We start from the raw sequence: 17,507 nt of genomic DNA, 5'->3' as shown, positions 1-17,507 counted from the left end.
CGCAGCAAGCAGGCCGAGCGGAGCGATCAGGACGTTCCGCCCCAGCGAGCCGCGAGCCGGCGGTAGGTGTTCGGTGCCATCGAGCGGACCATGACCGGCACCCGCAGCCACGCTGGCACGATCACCTCGGCGCGGTCACGTTCGACCGCACGCAGCACCGCGTCCGCCACCCTGTCGGCGCGGATGGGCCGGGGGAAGCGGCGTGTGTAGGGCGAACCCCTGCGCACGAAGAACTCCGTGTCCACCACGCCCGGCACGATCGTACTCACGCCGACCCCCGCCGAACCCACCTCGGCGTGCACACTCGCGGCGAAGACGTGCAAGCCCGCCTTGACGGCCGCGTAGCTCGACTCTCCCGCGACGCCCAGGATGGCGGCGATGGACGACACGAAGACGAGGTGACCGCGACCGCGTTCCAGCATCCCGGGAAGTACGGAGCGGGTGAGCGTCACCGGCGCACGCAGGTTGACCGCGAGCAGCCGGTCGAGGTCCGCGCCGTCCTGCGCCGCCACCGGGCCGATGCTGCCGATGCCGGCGTTGTTGACCAGGACGTCCGGCCCGGCACCGTCGCGCGCCAGGCGTTCCGCCAACTCCGCCACGGCGATCGAGTCGGCCAGATCCGCCACCACGACCTCACCGCCGGTGTCCCGGGCGACCTCCGCGAGCCGCGCCTCGTCCCGGCCCACGAGGATCAACCGACACCCCGCGCCCGCCAACCGGACGGCCACCGCCCGCCCGATTCCGCTGGACGCTCCGGTGACCACCGCCAAGGTTCCCGCGACCCGCACGCCACACCTCCGCCACACCGCACACTGCCCCGCCGTACTCCCAGCGCCGGCAGCACTGCGACACCTGCCGTAGCGCGACACCCGCCGTCCTGCGCAAGCCTGGCACGAAGGTGACCCCACCGGGCCGGATACGGAAACACCGCCGACACACGCCGTACCGGAGGAGCGCTCCGGTTTACCGAATCATTGCGAATCTGTTGACGGGGAAAGCGCTCACCCCTAGGTTTTCCGTCTACGACATCGCGAACGCCGTTCGGTATCTCGAACTCACCGCTTCTCTCGTCCATCGCAGTAGGAGTCAAGGAAGGGCCGACGATGCCGCTGCACATTCCCGACCCTGGTCGGCGTTCGTTCCTGCGCGGCGTGCTCGCCGGTGGCGGCGCCCTCCTCGCCGGAGGAGCGCTCAGCGCCTGCTCGCAGCCGATCGCCGCGGGCAGCGGACGCACGTTGGTGCGGTTCTGGAATCTCTTCGAGGGCGGCGAGTTCCCCATCCTGGAAGAGATGTACGCCGGCTACCGGAAGGAGAACCCGGACGTCGACTTCCGTCCGGTGACGCTGTCCTGGGGCCAGCCCTACTACACGAAGCTCGCCATGTCCTCCGCCGGCGGACGCGCACCGGAGACGGCGATCGCGCACATGTCGCGGGTCACCGCGCTCGGCGAAGGCAAGATGCTGGCGCCGTTCGACCTCGACGTGCTCGCCGAACTCGGCCTGCACCAAAAGGACTTCAACCCCGACCTGTGGGACCGGGCCTCACTCACCGGCGGCGTTTACGCCATCCCGCTCGACACGCACCCGATTCTGGCGTTCTACAACCTCGACTACTGCCGCGAGGTCGGACTGCTCGACGGCGACAACCGCCTCGTCGGCCTGGACTCAAAAGACCGTTACCTCGAGGCCGGCCGCGAGCTCGCGAAGGTGAGCAAGGGGTTCGGCTACTCCCAGGGCGGGGTCTGGCGTACGTTCTGGACCTTCTTCGGGCAGGCCGGCGGGACGATGACGATCCCGCGCGACAACGACAGTTCGGCGTTGAAGATGGACGCCGACGTCGCCGTGTCGACACTTGAGTTCATGAAGCAGATCCACGACGGCACCATCTCCCCGACCGTCGACGGATCCGACCAGTACGCCACCTTCGTCTCCAAGCGTTCCGGCGTTCTCTTCGGTGGCACCTGGAGCCTCGCCACCCTGCGCGACACCGACATCAAGCTCGACGCGGTGCCCTTCCCGCAGGTACTCGAACAACCGGGCGCCTTCGCCGACTCCCATAGCTTCGTGCTGCCCTTCCAGCGCGACGTGAACGAGGACGACCGCCGAGCCGCGCACGAGTTCGTCGCCTACATGCTCAAGGCGGGAACGATCTGGGCGACCGCCGGACACGTGCCGGCATACCGGCCCGTCCGGGAGACGGAGGAATACCGCGCGATGGTCCCGCAGTCCCACTACCAGGCCGCGGCCGACCATCTCTTCCTCGCTCCGGACGCGTGGTTCGCGGGTTCCGGTTCGCCGTACGAGGACCGCGGCACCCAGATCTTCCAGGCCTCACTGCTCAACCAGCTCAGTCCCGAACAGGCCGTGGATCAGTTCCTCCGCGAGACCCGCAAGCAGATCGAAGCCCCGAGCCCGCTGTAGTTCCTGGCCGCGTGAAGGACCCTCTCATGACCAGTGCCGTTGTAGAGAAGGAAACTCCACCGAAGTCCGTCGCCACCGCCCCACCGCCGTGGACCACCCGCGTGTGGCATTCAGGCGTGCTGTTCGTCGCTCCGTTTCTGCTCGTGTTCGCGGTCTTCCTCGTCTGGCCGATCATCTCCGGTTTCTTCATGGGCTTCACCGACGCGAGCCTGAACGGTCGTCCGGCGGCCTTCGTCGGACTCGCCAACTACAGCGAGGCGTTCACCGATCCGGAGGTGTGGCGGACGCTGTGGCACACGGTGCTCTTCACCCTGATCACCACCGTGCCGATGGTCGTCATCCCGCTCGCGTTGGCGTTGCTGACCAACCTCGGCTTCCCGGGGCAGTGGTTGTACCGGATGTCGTTCTTCGCGCCGTTCCTGCTCCCGGTCACGGTGGTGACCATCTTCTGGGGCTGGATGTACCACGCCGACTTCGGTCTCGCGAACGCCGCACTGGAGGCCATCGGGCTCGACCGCGTTCCGTGGCTGCAGGACGAGCGTTTCGCCATGCTGTCGGTGGCGATCACCACGGTCTGGTGGACCCTCGGCTTCAACTACCTGCTCTATCTCGCTGCCCTGCAGGACATCCCGCAGCACCTCTACGAAGCCGCCGCCATCGACGGCGCGGGTGAATGGCGGTCGATGTGGTCGATCACGCTGCCGATGCTCGGGCGCATCACCGGCCTGATCGCCGTCCTCCAGCTGATCGCCTCGCTGAAGGTGTTCGACCAGATCTACCTGCTCACCCGCGGTGGCCCGAACGGCGCGACCCGGCCGGTCCTGCTCTACGTCTACGACATCGGCTTCTCCGGCTTCCGGCTCGGCTACGCGGCCGCGATCTCCTACCTCGTGTTCGCGGTCATCGTCATCCTGTCCATCGGCCAGCTGAAGCTGTTCTCCCGCAACAGCGACTGAAGGGGTCCGGTCCATGAGTGCCGAAACGGTCTCGCAGCTCACCGCACGCCCAGGCCGGGTTCGTTCGACGGCGACGCACTGGGCGGGTACGTCGCCTCGCCGTATCACCGCCGGCCGGATCGTCGGACTGCTGGCGCTGCTGGTGATGGCGGCCGCCTGGCTGGTGCCGTTCCTGTGGAACATCCTCACATCGTTCAAGTCCGAGCAGGACGCGGTGCGGGTGCCGGTGCAGATCCTGCCCGAGAGCGGATTCACCCTGGACGCCTACCGCAAGGTGCTCGGCCAGGGAAACCTGGTCGTGTGGTTCTCCAACAGTGTGCTCATCGCGGTCGCCGTCACCGTGCTGAGCGTGCTTATCTCCGCGCTCGCGGCGTACGGCTTCTCCCGCATGTGGTTCAAGGGCCGCAAGCTGCTGCTGGCGATCACGCTGGCCTCCATCATGGTGCCGGGGCAGCTGCTGATCGTGCCGCTCTTCCGGCAGATGGCGACGTTCGACCTGGTCGACACCTACTGGGGCGTCATCCTGCCCCAGCTCGTCCATCCCGTGATCGTGTATATCCTGAAGAAGTTCTTCGACGGCATCCCGCGCGAACTCGAGGAGTCGGCGCGGATGGACGGCGCCGGACCGCTGCGCATCTTCTGGTCCATCGTGTTGCCGCTGTCGCGGCCGGTCCTCGCCGCCGTCTCGATCTTCTTGTTCATCGGTGCGTGGAACAACTTCCTGTGGCCGTTCATCGTGACCAACAACCCCGACCTCATGACGCTGCCGGTCGGGCTGGCCAACGTGCGAAGTGGGTACGGCCTGCAGTACGCGCAGAACTCCGCCGCCGCGGTGCTCGCCGCGCTGCCGCTCCTTGCCGTCTTCGTCTTCTTCCAGCGGCAGATCGTGCGTGGTGTGGCCACCACCGGGCTGGGCGGTCAGTAGACCAGGGCAGTGACCCCTGGGTCCGTAGGCCCAGGGGTCGGCGGGCCCAGGGGTCTCAGACCTCCGGCGGTACGTCGGTCTCGTGGTAGACCCGGCGCTCGGTGGTGGTCTGGCGGCCGTTCTCCAGCACCTGCCGCTCGCTGACCGTCGCGGACCGCCGGCGCTTGGACCACAGGCTCAGGGTGATGGCGAGGATGGTGATGCCGGTGAGGATGAAGACCCAGCCCACCACGTCGACTCGAAGCCAGTCTGGTTGAGCGCGCACGGCGAAGGCGAGGATCGCTCCGAACGCGATGAAGAAGATGCCTGCACCGATGCTCATGACAACCTCCCGTAAGTGGGCCATACCGCGCACTGCACATGTACACCCTGACGCAGACTGACGCGAACCACCACACCCAGAGGAGTTCCACGGACACGTAGTGCCGTCAGGCCGTGGACCGGAACCGGCCACAGCACGGATGGTGGCGTGGATCGCGCGGATCGACGACGAACGCGGGTCTGCCAGTGAGCGGGCCCGGCGGTGAGCGGGGCACCGGAATCGGGAGATGGCGACGGCCTCACCTTCGAATGGTCGAACTCCTCCATTCAATGGTCGGCTGAATGGTCGCCTGAATGGTCGGCCCGCACCCCTCGAACGAATGCGAAACGCATGCGTCGGACGTCCTCTGGTGAGACGCCTCACACGTCGTACGGCCTCTGAGCAAGACGGCCCACGTGCCCTCTGACCAGCGCGAACGCGGCTTAGCACGGTATTCCGGTAACGCCGGAAATTACCCGCCGACAACAATTCCGAGGCCCCGCCGAGCAATTCGAAGAACCGACCGTTTGCATCACGATCAATGCGCGAGCAGGCTGGAACCAGGTTTTGTTCGATCTCCCAACCGAAGACACGAGAGGGAGGGTTGTCGTGAACGCCAAGTCAACGGGCACGCTGCCCGCGAAGGACATCGCCCGGGTCATGCAGCCGGTACTCGTCGATCTGCTCGGACTCGCACTCAACGGCAAGCAGCTGCACTGGCACGTCCAGGGCCGGCTCTTCCTGCCGATCCACCAGCGTCTCGACAAGGTGATCAAGGATGCCCGCGGCTTCGCCGACGAGGTGGCCGAGCGGCTGGTCGCCCTCGGCGTACCCGCCGACGGCCGGCCGCCGACCGTGGCCACCACCAGCAACCTGCCGGAGATCTCGCCGGGCTTCCTGAGTGACGACAAAGTCGTCAGCGCGATCGTCGACCAGCTCGACGCCACCATCAGCCGGGCCCGCGCGGCGCTCGGGCCGCTCGACGAGATGGACCAGGTGAGCCAGGACATCGTCATCGACGTTCTGCGTGAGCTCGAGGCGCACCGCTGGATGTTCGCCGTCCAGATGGCCTGAGCCGCTACTTCGCCTCCGACCAACGCGCCAGCACGCGTACGTCGGCGACGAAGCGGACCCCGCTGCCGGCCGCCCACAGGTCCGACGTGCCCGCGAGGGCGTCGCGCAGCAGGTCGGCCGCGGCATCGGCGTTGTCCGCCGGGACGTGCAGCAACAGTTCGTCGTGCAGGCACAGGACGATCCGGCCGCCGAAGGCCTGCAGGCCGGTACGGACCGCCGCCGCCCATGCCTTGAACAGCTCCGCGGCCGCGCCCTGGATCACGGCGTTACGCGCGAAACGCCCGTGTCCCAGGCGCCCGGCGGGGCTGCTCCGCGCACCGGGTGGCGCGTCGACCGCGGCCGGCACGTCGACGACGTCGGCCTCCTCGCGCCGAAGCCGGATCAGTCGCCCACCGAAGGTACGGATGTCCTCGCCTACCTGGCCGGCGTGCTCGGCGGCACGGAGGTAGGCGATGGCAGCCGGGTAGGCGCGTTCCATCCGCTTCAACGCCGCACCCGCGGTGCCGGAGGTCTGGCCGTACATCGCGGCGAGGACGGCGACCTTCGCGGTCGGCCGGTCGCACCTCAGCTGGGCGGCCACCGGGGCGTACAGGTCGTCGTCCATGGTGGCTCGCGTCAGCGCCCGGTCGCCGGAGACCGCGGCGAGCACCCGCGGCTCGATCTGCCCGAGGTCGGCGCGGACCAGAACGTGGCCGGGCTCGGCGGCGACCGCCACACGCAGGTCGGCGGGCAGGTTGTGCAGACCTGCCTGGGCGGTCATCCGGCCCGCCGCACCGTCGGAGGCCGCCCAGGCGCCGCGGAGCCGGTCGTCGGCTCCGACGTGTCGGTCGAGCCAGCCGTAGCCGTAGGTCGTCGCGATGCGTTCGGCCTTCCGCCAGTCCAGCAGCGCGGCCACGCCGGGATGGGTGTCGCGGAACGGCTCCAGCCGCCAGGACCGCGTGTCGGGCAGGGTCAGCCCCACCCTGGCGAGCAGGTCGCGCACCTGGGCCGGGTTGCGCAGGTCGATGCCGGTGACGCCGCGGAAGTGGCGAAGGACGTCGGCGTCGCGGCGGGCCCGGTTGGCCACCTCGTCGGCGGGTCGCACGGCGCGTGGACCGACGTGCGAGGCGATGAACCGCTCCGCCGCCGGCCGGTCGATCGGGAGTCCGTCGTACGCCAACTCCACGGCGAGCAGGGCGGCCGCCGACTCCGCGTAGGCGGTGAGCAGGGCGAGCGGCAACGGCCGTGGCCGCGGCCGGCGATCCGACAGCGCCCGCAACGCCCTCTCCTGGGCGGCCTGCACCCGCAGGGCCAGCGCGGCCCAGACCGCCGCCCTCGACAGCGGACCGTCGACTGCCCGGGGGTCGCCGCGGTCGGTCCGATCCTGGATCCAGCGCTGGCCGGCCCAGTCGGAGTGCAGCTGTCCGTCGAGCCGGACGGGGGCTTGCGACCGCTCCTCTGACGGGTCCAGGTCGAGCAACGTCACCTCGCGTTGTGGTGGCGGTGGCTCGGGCAGCCCTTCGGCCGCGGCCCACACGGCCGCGGGATCGTCCCGGCGCCCACCGTGGAGGACTCGGTGGACGGCGGCGAGGTCCCAGCACGCGCGCACCCGGGTGCCTTCGGCCAACACCGGCCCAGCGCCCATGCGTGCGTCCCACCAGACCCAACGCGGCCGATGGAGGCGGGCGATCTCCGCCACGAGGGCTCCCGGGCGGTCGGAACGGACGGCCCATCGGGCGTCTCCCACCGCCAGGCCCAGGCCGGCGCCCGGCACCACCACCAGTCCGACCGGCGCGCCCTGACCGCCGGTGACCTGGGCGAACGCCGGGGCGAGCTCCGCCACCACCTCGTCTGGGGTCGATGCCGGAAGTCGCACAACCGCCATCCTGCCGCCACCCTCCGACACAGTTACGCGCCGGGCAAACCTCGTATCGGACCATCTTTCCTGGGTTCTCGCGACCACATCTTCCCGCATTGTGGACAGGCGACTGGTCCTCGGCGGGTCGGATGCCGCAAAATGCCCAGGTCGGCCACGGGGGCCGAAGCGGTACAAGCATCGGCACACCAACGCAACACGGCTCCCGGAAGGCATCGACACCACGTTCGCTTCGTAGCGATCTCCTTCCACTCCGCGCCGCCGTCCCGTGGGCGCGGAGGCGCTCGTCCGGGCATGCCGCAGCGCACTGTTTCGAGCGAAGGAGATCTCTTGAGGCGTAAGCCAGGGCAGCACCGAGCCGAACGCCGGCGTGGACAGTCGGGACCGTTCCGGCGCATCGCCGTCACCGCCGGTGCCGCCGCCCTCGTCGTGGGGGCCGCCTCGCCCTGGGTCGCCGCCTACAAGGCTGGCCGCTTCGGTGACGCCACGGCCGATGGCGCCACGACCCTCGCCGCCGACTCCGTCGGGCACCAGGTCGCCACCTCCCGCGAGCGTGAGCGCGACCGCGCCTCGCGCTCCTACGACCGGCACGGTCACGAGACCCCCACGTCAGGGGACGGCCGGACGCCCGACGCGACCGGCTCGCCGACGCCCACGGCCAGCAGGACGGCGCCGCCGACCGCGACCGCGAAGCCGACGCCGACCCCGCACGCGACCAAGGCCGCGTCCAAGCCGACGGTCACCGCGAAGGCCAAGGTGCCGGCGCCGGCCAGGACGGTGCTCGCGGACGGACGGCCCAACTTCCAGCTACCGGTGGCGTGCGGCACCCACCTGGAGTTCACGACGTACGCCGGTCACGCGCCCGAGGACAAGAAGATCGACTTCTTCAACGAGGACGGCGAGACCAGGGGCACCGTCGTACGGGCGTCGGCCGCGGGCGTCGTGTCCAAGCTGTCGGATCCGGGCGGTGTGAAGCTCGACCACGGCAACGGCTGGTACACGCTCTACCTCCACATGGAGGAGCGCGACGTCCAGCCCGGTCAGAAGGTCGCTCTGGGTCAGCGCATCGGGCTGGTCGGATCCGTCGGGACCGGCATCGCCCACCTGCACTACGAGCAGATCTACGACAGCAACCACGACGGCTGGGGTGCGAGCCCGGGCGAGATCACCAACCCCGTCATCCAGGGCGTGAAGTACGCGCTGCACGAGTCGGATCACTTCCCCGTGGTGGCGAGCACCAACTCCTGCTGAGCAATCGCGATGGATGGCGCGCCGAACTGCCCTTAAGCTCGTTTCCCGGACGCCGGAATGCCCGGCGATCTCAGGAGGAGTGAGCGCGTGCGGCCCCTGCAGGACGACGACCCGGCTCGGGTCGGCGCATACACCCTGCACAGCCGCCTCGGCCGTGGCGCCATGGGGACCGTCTACCTCGGCACCTCGCCCGGCGGCCGCCCGGTGGCGGTGAAGGTCGCCCGCGCCGAACTCGCCGACGATCCGGAGTTCCGCGAACGCTTCCGCCGCGAGGTCGAGATGGCCCGGGCGGTCGGCGGCTTCTGGACCGCCGCCGTGGTCGACGCCGACCCGGAGGCCGCCCACCCCTGGCTCGCGACGGAGTACGTCGCCGGGCCCACGCTGCAGCAAGCGGTGAGCGAACACGGACCGCTACCGGTGCCGGCCGTACGCCGCCTCTCCGCAGGACTGGCCGAGGCACTCACCGCGATCCACGCGGCCGGGCTGGTCCATCGAGACCTCAAGCCCTCCAACGTGCTCCTCGGCGCGGACGGTCCGCGCGTCATCGACTTCGGTATCTCCCAGGCCCTCGAACGCGCGAAGATCACCGCGACCGGGGCGTTCCTCGGCACCCCCGGCTTCCTGTCGCCGGAGCAGATCACCGGTGGGCACATCGGTCCGGAGAGCGACGTGTTCGCCCTCGGCGCCGTCCTCACCTACGCCGCGACGGGGACCGGCCCCTTCGGTGACGGCCAGAGCGACGCCCTGATGTACCGCGCGATGTACACCGAGCCCACCCTGGACGGGTTGCCACCCGACCTCGCCGAGGTGATCGCGGCGTGCCTGGACCGCGACCCCGGACGGCGACCCGCCCCCGGCCACCTGCTCGCCCGGCTGGGTGGCATCGAGCCGCTCGCACCCGGGTCCACCGACTGGCTGCCCGCGCCGGTCCAGACCCTGGTCGACCACTACGCCACCGAACTCCACAACCAGACCGGCGCCATCCCCGTGTCCGGCCCGGTGTCGAGCCCCGACTCGATGACCGCGGGTGCTTCCCCGTCGAGTGCCACGGCGAGCACCGGGCTCACCATGCCCGTCGCCACCCCGCTGGCGGGTTCGCGGGGATCGGAGGCAGGCACGGGCCCGACGTACCCGCCGCACACCGGCCAGCAGGATCTCCGGCACTCGAGCGGAGGTTCGGAGTACGGGCCCTACGTCCACTACCAGGAGCCCTGGCCGCCCTCGACCGGACTGCCACCCCTCGGCCAGCCACTGGACCAGCCGCTGGCCCCGCCGGCCGCGCAGCAGACGCGCTCCTACTCGGTGCTGGGATCGGAGTGGCCGGACCCGTCCGCGGAGTCCGCGTCGTCCGCGCCCCCGGACCGCGACGTGGGCGCCGTCCAGTTCCGCACCGTCCGCTGGCAGGCTCTCCTGTTGGCCTGCTGCCAGGTCGTCGTCGGCCTCACCCTCGCGGCCTGGGCCGACCGGGCGTGGTGGGCCGACCGGGGCGTCCGACTGCTCGCTCTGATCTTCTTCGTCGTCTTCTTCGCCGCCGCCACCCGGCAGCTGATGCGGGTGGCCCGCCCGTCGTTCTCCCTCGAGGTCGGTCCGAGTGGCCTGGTCGTCCGCCGGGGACGGCAGCGCTGGTCCCTCGGCTGGCGTTCGATCGCCCGGGTGCGGGTGGTCGAGCACGGCGCCCGCCCCTGGCTGGTGGTCTGGCTCGCGGATGGTTCGACACCGCCGCGGACGCTCGGCACCGCGGCGTTTCGCCGCTACCACGGTGGGCTGCGGCTGTTCCCGGTCGCGCACGAGCAGGGGCGCCGGCAGCGGAGGCGGGAGGTACGTGAGCTGCGTGCGGCGCTCGCCTGGCACGCACCGCGGGCCTTCGACCCCAACCCCTGACCTGGCCGCGAAGGTAGTCGAGGGCGGCGCTGCCCGATGTCAGCGCGGCCGGCGACCACGCCTGTCGAGGTCGGGGTCGTAGGGCGCGATCCAGAAGAACTTCCCGTCGCTGTCGTAGTCGAAGATCAGCGCGGAACTGCCGGCGACGAGGGGCTCGTCGCCACCCTGGCGGACCTGGATGAGGACGTCGGAACCGTTGCGCGCCGTCACTGCCGCCTGACCGAAGTAGCGGTCGACGCGGGCGGTGCAGGTGACGCAGACCTGACCAAGCAACTCGCGGCGGGACATCGGCTGGTCCCGCTCGAACGCGGCACGGAGCGGCAGCAAGGCGAGCCTGGTGCCCAACCAGCCGACGATCAAAGCGAACAGGGCGAGGAACACGGCCGGCTCAAGCCGGCGTCCGACGTCTGCTCCGCTCGCGTCGAGCAGGGCCGCGCCGACGACGCTGACCGCCCACGCGAGCGTCACGAGGAGGGAGAGCGCGACGGTGGCGGGCACACCACCCAGTCCGAAACCGGCGAGGAACCCGCCGATGCGGCCGCCCTGGGACGAACGACCGGGAGCGCCGCTGTCGCCGTCGAGCGCGTCGACACCGAGCCGGCCGGACAGCACCAGCAGCCAGAAGCCGAGGACGACCAGCATGAGCAGGCTGAACAGGGCGGACTGAATCCCGAACGCGGCTTCGACGATCTTGTCCATCCGCCCGTCCCCCTCCCCAAAGGTGCGGGCCACCCTGCTTGATCGAAGCGGGGGTGGAGCCAGGAATATATCGCGGCCAAGATCGCCGCCGCGGGCTCGGAAGCATCAGCTGTGGACAACGACCTGGGTCGGCCGACCGACCAGCCGGCCGACCCGGGTCGATCAGAGTGCCGTTCAGGTACGGCGGGTCATGATGCGCGAGGTGATCGCCAGACCGGCCGCGCACCAGAGGGCGAGGACGACGAACGGCAGGACCGGTACGCCCGTGCTCGGTACGTCGACGGTCTCCCGGATGGCCTGGGCCATGTAGCCGAACGGAAGGATCTGGTGCACGGTGGCCAGCCAGTCCGGCAGCCGGTCGGCCGGGTAGTTGATCGGGGCGAACATCAGGGCCACGATGATGACCGCGTTGGTGATGACGCCGACCAGGACCGGCTTGACGGCGTACGCGACGCCGTAGCCGATCGCCACGGCGGCCGTCGCCACGAGAATCACCGCGGGGATCACCAGCGGGCTGACGGTGAAGTCCAGGTCGAAGCGCAATGCACCGATGCCGAGCGCGACGATCAACCCCGGCAGGTTGATGGCGATCCAGACCGTCGCGTCCGCCGCCAGCATCGCGAGTCGCGGCACCGGCATCGAACGCTGGTAGTCGAAGATGCCCTGGAGCTTCTGCTGGGCGACGATCTGCGGTGCGGCCACCATTCCCACGGTGATCAACCCGACGGTCATGGCGCCGGTGGTGAGGTACAGCGCCGTCACCTCGTCGGCGATCGGCACGAGGAAGGAGAACCCGACGACGACACCGACCGACATCCCGGTCTGGACGACCAGGAAGAGCGGCAGATCGGTCCGCATCCGCAGCAGGCTCCAGCGTAGGAGCAGGGCATAGCTACGCAACCAGTGACGCATCGCCGTTCTCCTCGGTCTGCTCGTCCCGGGGCCGGCCGGAGCCGACCAGCCGGATGTAGACGTCCTCCAGGCTGACCGGGGTCACCGAGAACTCCTCGATTCGCCCGGCCGTCCGTTCGTTCTGGGCCCAGCGCAGTGCGTCCGCGGCGTGGACGGCGTCGATCGTCAGGACCATCCGGCGGCCGGACGCGACGGCCGGCGCGGATGCGGGAACCGCCGGGGCCGACGCGAGGGCCTCGGCGGCCGCGGCGTCCGGTGCGACGACCTCCAGCCGGAGCCGGTCGCCGTCGTCGCCCCGCAACTCGGCCGGGGTGCCCTGCGCGACCACCCGCCCCTGGTCGAGGACGGCCAGGCGCTCCACGGCGCGTTCGGCCTCCACGACGTTGTGCGTCACCAGCACCACCGCGCAACCGAGGTCGGCGAGCGCCCGGATCTGGCCCCACAGCAGGCGACGGCGTACCGGGTCGACGTCGTTGGTGGGCTCGTCGAGCATCACCAACCGGCCTGGTTCGGCGGCCATCATGCAGAACGCCGTCAGCCGGCGCACTCCACCGGAGAGCCGGTCTCCCAACGTGTCCGCCCAGCTGCCGAGGTCGAGGGCGTCGATCAGCTCCGCGGCACGGTGGCGGGCCTGCTGGCGGCGGGCCCCCCGGATCCGGGCCATCAGCTCGATCGCCTGCCGTGGGGTGACGCCGTCCAGCGGCGCCTGCGCCTGCGGCTGCATGGAACAGACCCGGCGGGCCATCGCGGGATCGGCCACCGCGTCGGCTCCGTCGATCCGGATCGAACCCCTGGTCGGGCGGGCCAGGCCGATCACCTGGTTGAGCAGGGTCGTCTTGCCGGCGCCGTTGTGTCCCAGCAGGCCGAACACCTGACCGGCGGGGACCCGCAGGCTGATGTCGTCGTTGGCGCGTACTCCGCGCCGGTAGTCCTTGGTCAGCTGCTCGACCTCGAGCAGCGGCGGTCCTTCGTGGTGATCCTTTCGCATCGCCCCGGGGCCTCCCCTTGTCGTCAGGACGGATCAGTCGGCTCGGTCACGGGTCGGTCGGCTCGGTCGACTCGCGCTCGCGCGCGGTCTCGGTCTCCGGTCCGACCGGGATCGCCCAGCCCACCAACCGGACCGGCCGGCAGCCCGGCGGGCGCCGGGCCGGGTCGATGCGTGCGAGGACCCGCGACTGGTGCCGCTCCAACACCTCGCTCAGGTCCTCGGCGAACGCAGAGAGCTCCTCGGCGGTGAACCACGTCCAGTTCTGGTACTCCGTGCTCCCCGCACGCCACTCCGGAGCCTCGGAACGCCGCGCCGAACGCCAGGCGTTCAGCGCCTCGACCTCCCGCGCGAGCATCACCTCGGCGACGGCGTCCTCGGCCAGGGCCAGCTCGGGCTCCTCGTTCGCGTCGGAGTGCCCGAAGCTCTGGCTCTGCAGGACGAGCCGCCAGTACCGCTCCCGCCGGGTGCCGCCCGGCGCCTCCTCGAGGAAGCCGAAGCGCGCGAGCTGGCGCAGGTGCCAGGAGCAGTTGGCCGCGGACTTGCCCAGGCGATCGGCCAACTCGGTCGCGGTGGCCGGGCCGCGGTGGGCGAGTTCCTCGAGGATTCGCAGGCGTACGGGATGGGCCAGGGCGCGCAGGGTCTGCGCGTCCCGGAGCTCCCGGTGCGGCAGCTCGCCGGGTTCGTGGGGTTCGTCGGACGAGTCGCCGCCGGGTCGATCGGTCATGGTCCCTAAGGATGTCTTTCGAAAGTTCTCTTTCGCAAGACTTCTGTCGAAAGATTCCCTTTGAACATCTCGGCACCCGTTCGACGGCGACGTCGGTGTCGCACTCACGTCAGGACTGACGTCAGGACAGACACCGGACTCGGATCAGCCGACGCGGGCACCGCGTTCGGACTGGAGCGACTCGTCCTCGGCGGCCAGCAGGTCCCGGATCTCCCCGGCGGCGGCGCGCCCGGCCCGGTTGGCGCCGACCGTGCTCGCCGACGGGCCGTAGCCCACCAGGTGCAGGCGGGGCTCGGCGACCGCCCGCGTCCCGTCCATCCGGATCCCCCCGCCGGACTCCCGCAGCCGCAGCGGCGCGAGGTGCCCGATCACCGCCCGGAACCCCGTCGCCCAGATGATCACGTCGGCGTTCACCCGCCGGCCGTCGTTCCAGACCACGCCGTCCGCGATGATCCGGTCGAACATCGGCAGCCGGTCGAGGGCGCCCTTGCGCAGCGCCTCCAGGACGACCGGGGTGTACGCGAGGCCCGTGACGCTCACGACGCTCGCCGGTGGAAGACCGGCGCGCACCCGCTCCTCCACCTTCGCGACCACCTCTCGGCCCACGTCGGGGTTGATCTCGCCGTCGCGGAACTCCGGCGGCCTTCGGGTGACCCAGGCCGTCGAGGCCGCCACGTCGGCGATCTCGGAGAGGACCTGCATCGCCGAGAGTCCACCGCCCACCACGACGACGCGCTGTCCCGCGAACTCGGCCGGGCCGTGGTAGTCGGCGTAGTGCAACTGCCGACCGGCGAAGTCACTCGCGCCCGGGTAGTACGGCCAGTACGGCCGCCGCCACGTACCCGTCGCGTTGACCACGGCCCGGGCGGCCCACTCCTCCCCGGGTGTCCCGTCCGTACCGGACGCGCTGACGAGGAGCCGGGCATCGGCCCGGCGTACCGAGCGGACCTGGACCGGACGTCGGACCCGCAGGTCGTATCGGCGTTCGTACGCGCCGTAGTAGTCCGAGACGACGGCCGCCGCCGTCCTCGCCTGGTCGGCCTCGGTCGGGCGGAAGTGGCTGCCCGGCAGGTCGAAGATGCCGTGCACCTTCGACAGCGTGAGCGACCCCGGCCGGTGTTGCCAGGCACCTCCCGGCCGCGCGTCGGCGTCGAGGACCACGAGGCCCGTACCCGGAGCGAAGCCGAAGCGGCGCAGGAAGTAAGCGCTCGACAGGCCCGCCTGGCCGGCGCCGATCACCACTACGTCGACCTCGCGTGTCTGGCTGCCCACGCCTGTCCAACCCGCCGGCGACCCGAAGCCTTCCCGCGAGCAGCCGCCGGCGGGCCGACCCGCTCAGCCGGTGTGCCGGTCCGGGTTCGCCCAGAAGTAGGTCTCCGGGTCGTAGACCGCGGGGGTCGGATGGATCCAGGGCTGGCTGAACCCGCCCATGGCGAGGTTCTCCCGGACCGGGACGTTGCGCAGATCCTTGTGCGCGACGGTCAGCGTCGGGGTGTTGGCCACCGACCCGTGGAAGAACGGGCCGAACTCGATGTGCACCTTGGTGAGCTCCCAGGCGAGCTGGTGCCGTTTCAGCTCGTCCGGCTCCACCTTGGAGCGGTCGTAGATCTCCCACAGCTTCTCGATCGGGCCGCCCTTCTCCGGCTCCATCCGCGGCGGAGTCCGCCGGAACGGGTCGACGTCGCGCTGGGTGTGCTCGGCCGGCGTACCCCGGACGTTGTAGAACTGTCCCTCGAGCGGCGCCCAGCGGGAGGGCTCCATCGGGACGACCCACTGCGGATAGACGAGATAGTTCGGGCCGTCGCCCACGCCCCAGTCCGCACGCGTCATCAGGTCACCGGACTCCCACCGTGGCCCGAGTGACTCCGGCGGGATCGGGTCCAGCCGGACGTCCAGCCGATGGCCTCCCAGTCCCGTCGCATCAGGTTGTTGGTCTGCTGGGTGACCTGACCGGCGTCGGCGGCATGGGTGAGGATAGCGAGCTTGGTTCCGTCCGGGCGTTCGCGCTTGCCGTCGCCGTCCTTGTCGACCACCCCGAGTTCGTCGAGCAGCTTCTTCGCCTGCTCGGGGTCCGGCCCCACGAAGCTGTCCCGCCACTGCTGGTAGACCTTCCTGCCCTCGGCGTTCACGTGGTACTCGATCGCCTTCGGGCTCATCGTCCCGGTGGTCAGCTCGCCGGTGCCGAAGTGCACGGACTTCTGCACCTCAGCGCGGTTGAAGGCGAGCGAGAGCGCCTGCCGGAACCTCGGTTCGCGGATCAGGGCCCGCATGGCCGGATCCTTGTAGTCGTAGTTGAAGAAGAAGCCGGTCGGTCCGGTGCCGTCGCCGCCGTCCCACAGGTAGACGTTCATTCCGCTGCGGGCGCTGGTGCTCTTCAGCCCGGAGACGTCGGCGAGGGAGAGCGAGGCGTACGGCCCGTGTACGTAGTCGAACTTCCCCTGCTGCAACTGCAGCTTGCCCACCTCGGGATCCTTGACGGCGTTCATCACGAGGCGGTCGACGTAGGGAAGCTGGCCGCCCTCCCGGTCGACGCACCAGTAGTACGGGTTGCGTTCCCACTGGAGGAACTGACCTTCCCGGTAGGCCGAGAGCCGCCACCCGGTCATGGTGGGGCAGCGAGGGTTACGGGCGAAGTCGGTGTTGAGCTCGAAGGGTCCGCCGGCGGTGGCCCAGTTCTCGCCCACCTTCGGGTTGTACTTCGGGTGGAACTGCTGCGCGAAGTGCTTGGGCAGCATCCAGATCGGGCCGTTGTCGCCGTTGCCGCCCTTGACCCACATCGCGAGCCGGTCGGCGGTCAACGGTGCCGGGGCGTCGTAGTCGAGGACGAGGGTGAAGTCGTCGGGCGCGGTGACCTTCGCCAAGGTGCCCTTGCCCGACCGCATCTCATCCGGTGGCACCGCGGAGTGCGCTTCGTTGAGGACCAGGTCCTCCCACCAGAACATGATGTCGGCGGTGGTCCAGGTTTTCCCGTCCGACCAGCGCAGTCCTTCGCGAAAGTGCAGCGTCCACTGGGACGCGTCGTCGTTGGACTCCCAGCTCTCGACCAGACCCGGGCCGATGTCCATGCCGTCGTTGAGCCAGCGCAGTGGTGAGTGGCCGTACATGTACTGCCGGATCTGACCGTTGGCGGTGTCGGGGGTGCTCATCCGCAGCCATCCGCCGTAGTTGCCCGTCTTCACCCAGCGGTGCGGAACGACGTACGGCTTGGTCGGCAGCCGCTTCTCGACCGGCGGCAGCGTCCCCGCCTCGACCAGCTTCGTGAGCATCGGCGCCTCACGGAACTTCGCGGGCGGTGTCAACGCCTTCGTCTCCGAACCGACCGGGGTCTTCACCTTCCCGCCCGCCGGCGGCCCGCCGGCCTGCTTCGCTCCTCCGCCGCCGTCGCCCGCGCATCCACCGAGAAGGGCGACGGCCGCGGTCATGGCCGAGCCGACGAGGAAGGTACGCCGGCTGGAGTCCGTGGGATGCTTCATCCTGCTACCGCCAATCTCGAGGGTGCCCGTGTCCCCGGGCGCTCGTGG

16 protein-coding genes are annotated in these 17,507 nt (G+C 70.3%); 6 read left to right on the top strand and 10 right to left on the bottom strand.

Annotated elements, in window-relative coordinates:
• Positions 1 to 26 precede the first annotated feature (26 nt).
• The gene (locus HEB94_RS14305; protein WP_192750342.1) at positions 27 to 788 is read right to left on the bottom strand and encodes an SDR family NAD(P)-dependent oxidoreductase; all 762 of its coding nucleotides are present in this window, start codon (positions 786 to 788) and stop codon (positions 27 to 29) included.
• A gap of 315 nt (positions 789 to 1,103) precedes the next feature.
• On the opposite strand from HEB94_RS14305, the gene HEB94_RS14300 reads away from it, so the two are divergent.
• From HEB94_RS14300 to HEB94_RS14290, 3 genes are read left to right on the top strand one after another with little or no spacing between them, the layout of a single operon-like run.
• Positions 1,104 to 2,420, top strand: a complete 1,317-nt coding sequence (locus HEB94_RS14300) for an extracellular solute-binding protein (RefSeq protein ID WP_192750341.1) — start codon at positions 1,104 to 1,106, stop codon at positions 2,418 to 2,420.
• 26 nt (positions 2,421 to 2,446) lie between these two features.
• Positions 2,447 to 3,376, top strand: coding sequence for a carbohydrate ABC transporter permease (locus tag HEB94_RS14295; RefSeq protein ID WP_192750340.1), 930 nt, complete (start codon positions 2,447 to 2,449; stop codon positions 3,374 to 3,376).
• 13 nt (positions 3,377 to 3,389) lie between these two features.
• Positions 3,390 to 4,301 (top strand): carbohydrate ABC transporter permease, encoded by a 912-nt coding sequence (locus tag HEB94_RS14290; RefSeq protein ID WP_192750339.1) that lies wholly within the window; start codon positions 3,390 to 3,392, stop codon positions 4,299 to 4,301.
• 55 nt (positions 4,302 to 4,356) lie between these two features.
• On the opposite strand, the gene HEB94_RS14285 is transcribed toward HEB94_RS14290, so the two are convergent.
• Positions 4,357 to 4,623 carry a DUF6458 family protein gene (locus HEB94_RS14285; RefSeq protein ID WP_192750338.1) on the bottom strand — a complete coding sequence of 89 codons (267 nt, stop codon included), beginning with the start codon at positions 4,621 to 4,623 and terminating at the stop codon, positions 4,357 to 4,359.
• 588 nt (positions 4,624 to 5,211) lie between these two features.
• On the opposite strand from HEB94_RS14285, the gene HEB94_RS14280 reads away from it, so the two are divergent.
• Positions 5,212 to 5,676, top strand: coding sequence for a Dps family protein (locus tag HEB94_RS14280; RefSeq protein WP_337917677.1), 465 nt, complete (start codon positions 5,212 to 5,214; stop codon positions 5,674 to 5,676).
• 4 nt (positions 5,677 to 5,680) lie between these two features.
• Here the strand turns inward: HEB94_RS14280 and HEB94_RS14275 are convergent, their stop codons facing one another.
• Entirely contained in the window at positions 5,681 to 7,531 is a 1,851-nt protein-coding gene (locus HEB94_RS14275; protein ID WP_337917676.1) for a DNA polymerase, read from the bottom strand.
• A gap of 330 nt (positions 7,532 to 7,861) precedes the next feature.
• Between HEB94_RS14275 and HEB94_RS14270 the strand changes: the two genes are divergently transcribed.
• Both HEB94_RS14270 and HEB94_RS49250 read left to right on the top strand, forming a co-directional pair.
• Positions 7,862 to 8,782 carry a M23 family metallopeptidase gene (locus HEB94_RS14270; RefSeq protein ID WP_192750336.1) on the top strand — a complete coding sequence of 307 codons (921 nt, stop codon included), beginning with the start codon at positions 7,862 to 7,864 and terminating at the stop codon, positions 8,780 to 8,782.
• An 87-nt stretch (positions 8,783 to 8,869) separates the two neighbouring features.
• On the top strand, positions 8,870 to 10,663 hold the full coding sequence (locus HEB94_RS49250; protein ID WP_202896346.1) for a protein kinase domain-containing protein: 1,794 nt from the start codon (positions 8,870 to 8,872) through the stop codon (positions 10,661 to 10,663).
• A 39-nt stretch (positions 10,664 to 10,702) separates the two neighbouring features.
• Here the strand turns inward: HEB94_RS49250 and HEB94_RS14260 are convergent, their stop codons facing one another.
• The 7 genes from HEB94_RS14260 to HEB94_RS14235 all read right to left on the bottom strand — a co-directional run bounded on the left by HEB94_RS14260 (position 10,703) and on the right by HEB94_RS14235 (position 17,459).
• The gene (locus HEB94_RS14260; RefSeq protein WP_192750335.1) at positions 10,703 to 11,362 is read right to left on the bottom strand and encodes a hypothetical protein; all 660 of its coding nucleotides are present in this window, start codon (positions 11,360 to 11,362) and stop codon (positions 10,703 to 10,705) included.
• Between the two features lie 174 nt (positions 11,363 to 11,536).
• The gene (locus HEB94_RS14255) at positions 11,537 to 12,274 is read right to left on the bottom strand and encodes an ABC transporter permease (protein WP_192750334.1); all 738 of its coding nucleotides are present in this window, start codon (positions 12,272 to 12,274) and stop codon (positions 11,537 to 11,539) included.
• Positions 12,255 to 13,262 carry an ABC transporter ATP-binding protein gene (locus HEB94_RS14250; protein ID WP_202896345.1) on the bottom strand — a complete coding sequence of 336 codons (1,008 nt, stop codon included), beginning with the start codon at positions 13,260 to 13,262 and terminating at the stop codon, positions 12,255 to 12,257. Before HEB94_RS14250 ends, HEB94_RS14255 begins: the two co-directional genes overlap by 20 nt.
• Positions 13,263 to 13,308: 46 nt before the next feature.
• Positions 13,309 to 13,986, bottom strand: coding sequence for an ArsR/SmtB family transcription factor (locus tag HEB94_RS14245; RefSeq protein ID WP_192750333.1), 678 nt, complete (start codon positions 13,984 to 13,986; stop codon positions 13,309 to 13,311).
• 144 nt (positions 13,987 to 14,130) lie between these two features.
• Positions 14,131 to 15,258, bottom strand: a complete 1,128-nt coding sequence (locus HEB94_RS14240) for an NAD(P)-binding domain-containing protein (RefSeq protein WP_192750332.1) — start codon at positions 15,256 to 15,258, stop codon at positions 14,131 to 14,133.
• A gap of 63 nt (positions 15,259 to 15,321) precedes the next feature.
• A complete protein-coding gene (locus tag HEB94_RS50585; protein WP_238361526.1) occupies positions 15,322 to 15,816 on the bottom strand; it encodes a hypothetical protein in 495 nt (164 codons plus the stop codon).
• Positions 15,816 to 17,459: an ABC transporter substrate-binding protein gene (locus tag HEB94_RS14235; RefSeq protein ID WP_238361525.1), complete on the bottom strand. Its 1,644-nt coding sequence runs from the start codon at positions 17,457 to 17,459 to the stop codon at positions 15,816 to 15,818. The genes HEB94_RS50585 and HEB94_RS14235 overlap by 1 nt, the downstream gene beginning before the upstream one ends.
• Between the last annotated feature and the right edge of the window lie 48 nt (positions 17,460 to 17,507).

Source organism: Actinopolymorpha pittospori, assembly GCF_014873875.1.
Classification (GTDB): Bacteria; Actinomycetota; Actinomycetes; order Propionibacteriales; family Actinopolymorphaceae; genus Actinopolymorpha; species Actinopolymorpha pittospori.
The sequence above is the reverse complement of the archived record's forward strand: the minus strand, read 5'-3'. Positions and strand labels throughout refer to the sequence as shown.

Excerpts from the sequence above, each read along its gene's own strand:
- HEB94_RS14300 (WP_192750341.1), top strand. The coding sequence starts at position 1,104 with ATGCCGCTGCACATTCCCGACCCTGGTCGGCGTTCGTTCCTGCGCGGC.
- HEB94_RS14295 (WP_192750340.1), top strand. The coding sequence starts at position 2,447 with ATGACCAGTGCCGTTGTAGAGAAGGAAACTCCACCGAAGTCCGTCGCC.
- HEB94_RS14290 (WP_192750339.1), top strand. The coding sequence starts at position 3,390 with ATGAGTGCCGAAACGGTCTCGCAGCTCACCGCACGCCCAGGCCGGGTT.
- HEB94_RS14285 (WP_192750338.1), bottom strand. The coding sequence starts at position 4,623 with ATGAGCATCGGTGCAGGCATCTTCTTCATCGCGTTCGGAGCGATCCTC.
- HEB94_RS14260 (WP_192750335.1), bottom strand. The coding sequence starts at position 11,362 with ATGGACAAGATCGTCGAAGCCGCGTTCGGGATTCAGTCCGCCCTGTTC.
- HEB94_RS14255 (WP_192750334.1), bottom strand. The coding sequence starts at position 12,274 with ATGCGTCACTGGTTGCGTAGCTATGCCCTGCTCCTACGCTGGAGCCTG.
- HEB94_RS14250 (WP_202896345.1), bottom strand. The coding sequence starts at position 13,262 with ATGCGAAAGGATCACCACGAAGGACCGCCGCTGCTCGAGGTCGAGCAG.
- HEB94_RS14245 (WP_192750333.1), bottom strand. The coding sequence starts at position 13,986 with ATGACCGATCGACCCGGCGGCGACTCGTCCGACGAACCCCACGAACCC.
- HEB94_RS50585 (WP_238361526.1), bottom strand. The coding sequence starts at position 15,816 with ATGACGCGTGCGGACTGGGGCGTGGGCGACGGCCCGAACTATCTCGTC.
- HEB94_RS14235 (WP_238361525.1), bottom strand. The coding sequence starts at position 17,459 with ATGAAGCATCCCACGGACTCCAGCCGGCGTACCTTCCTCGTCGGCTCG.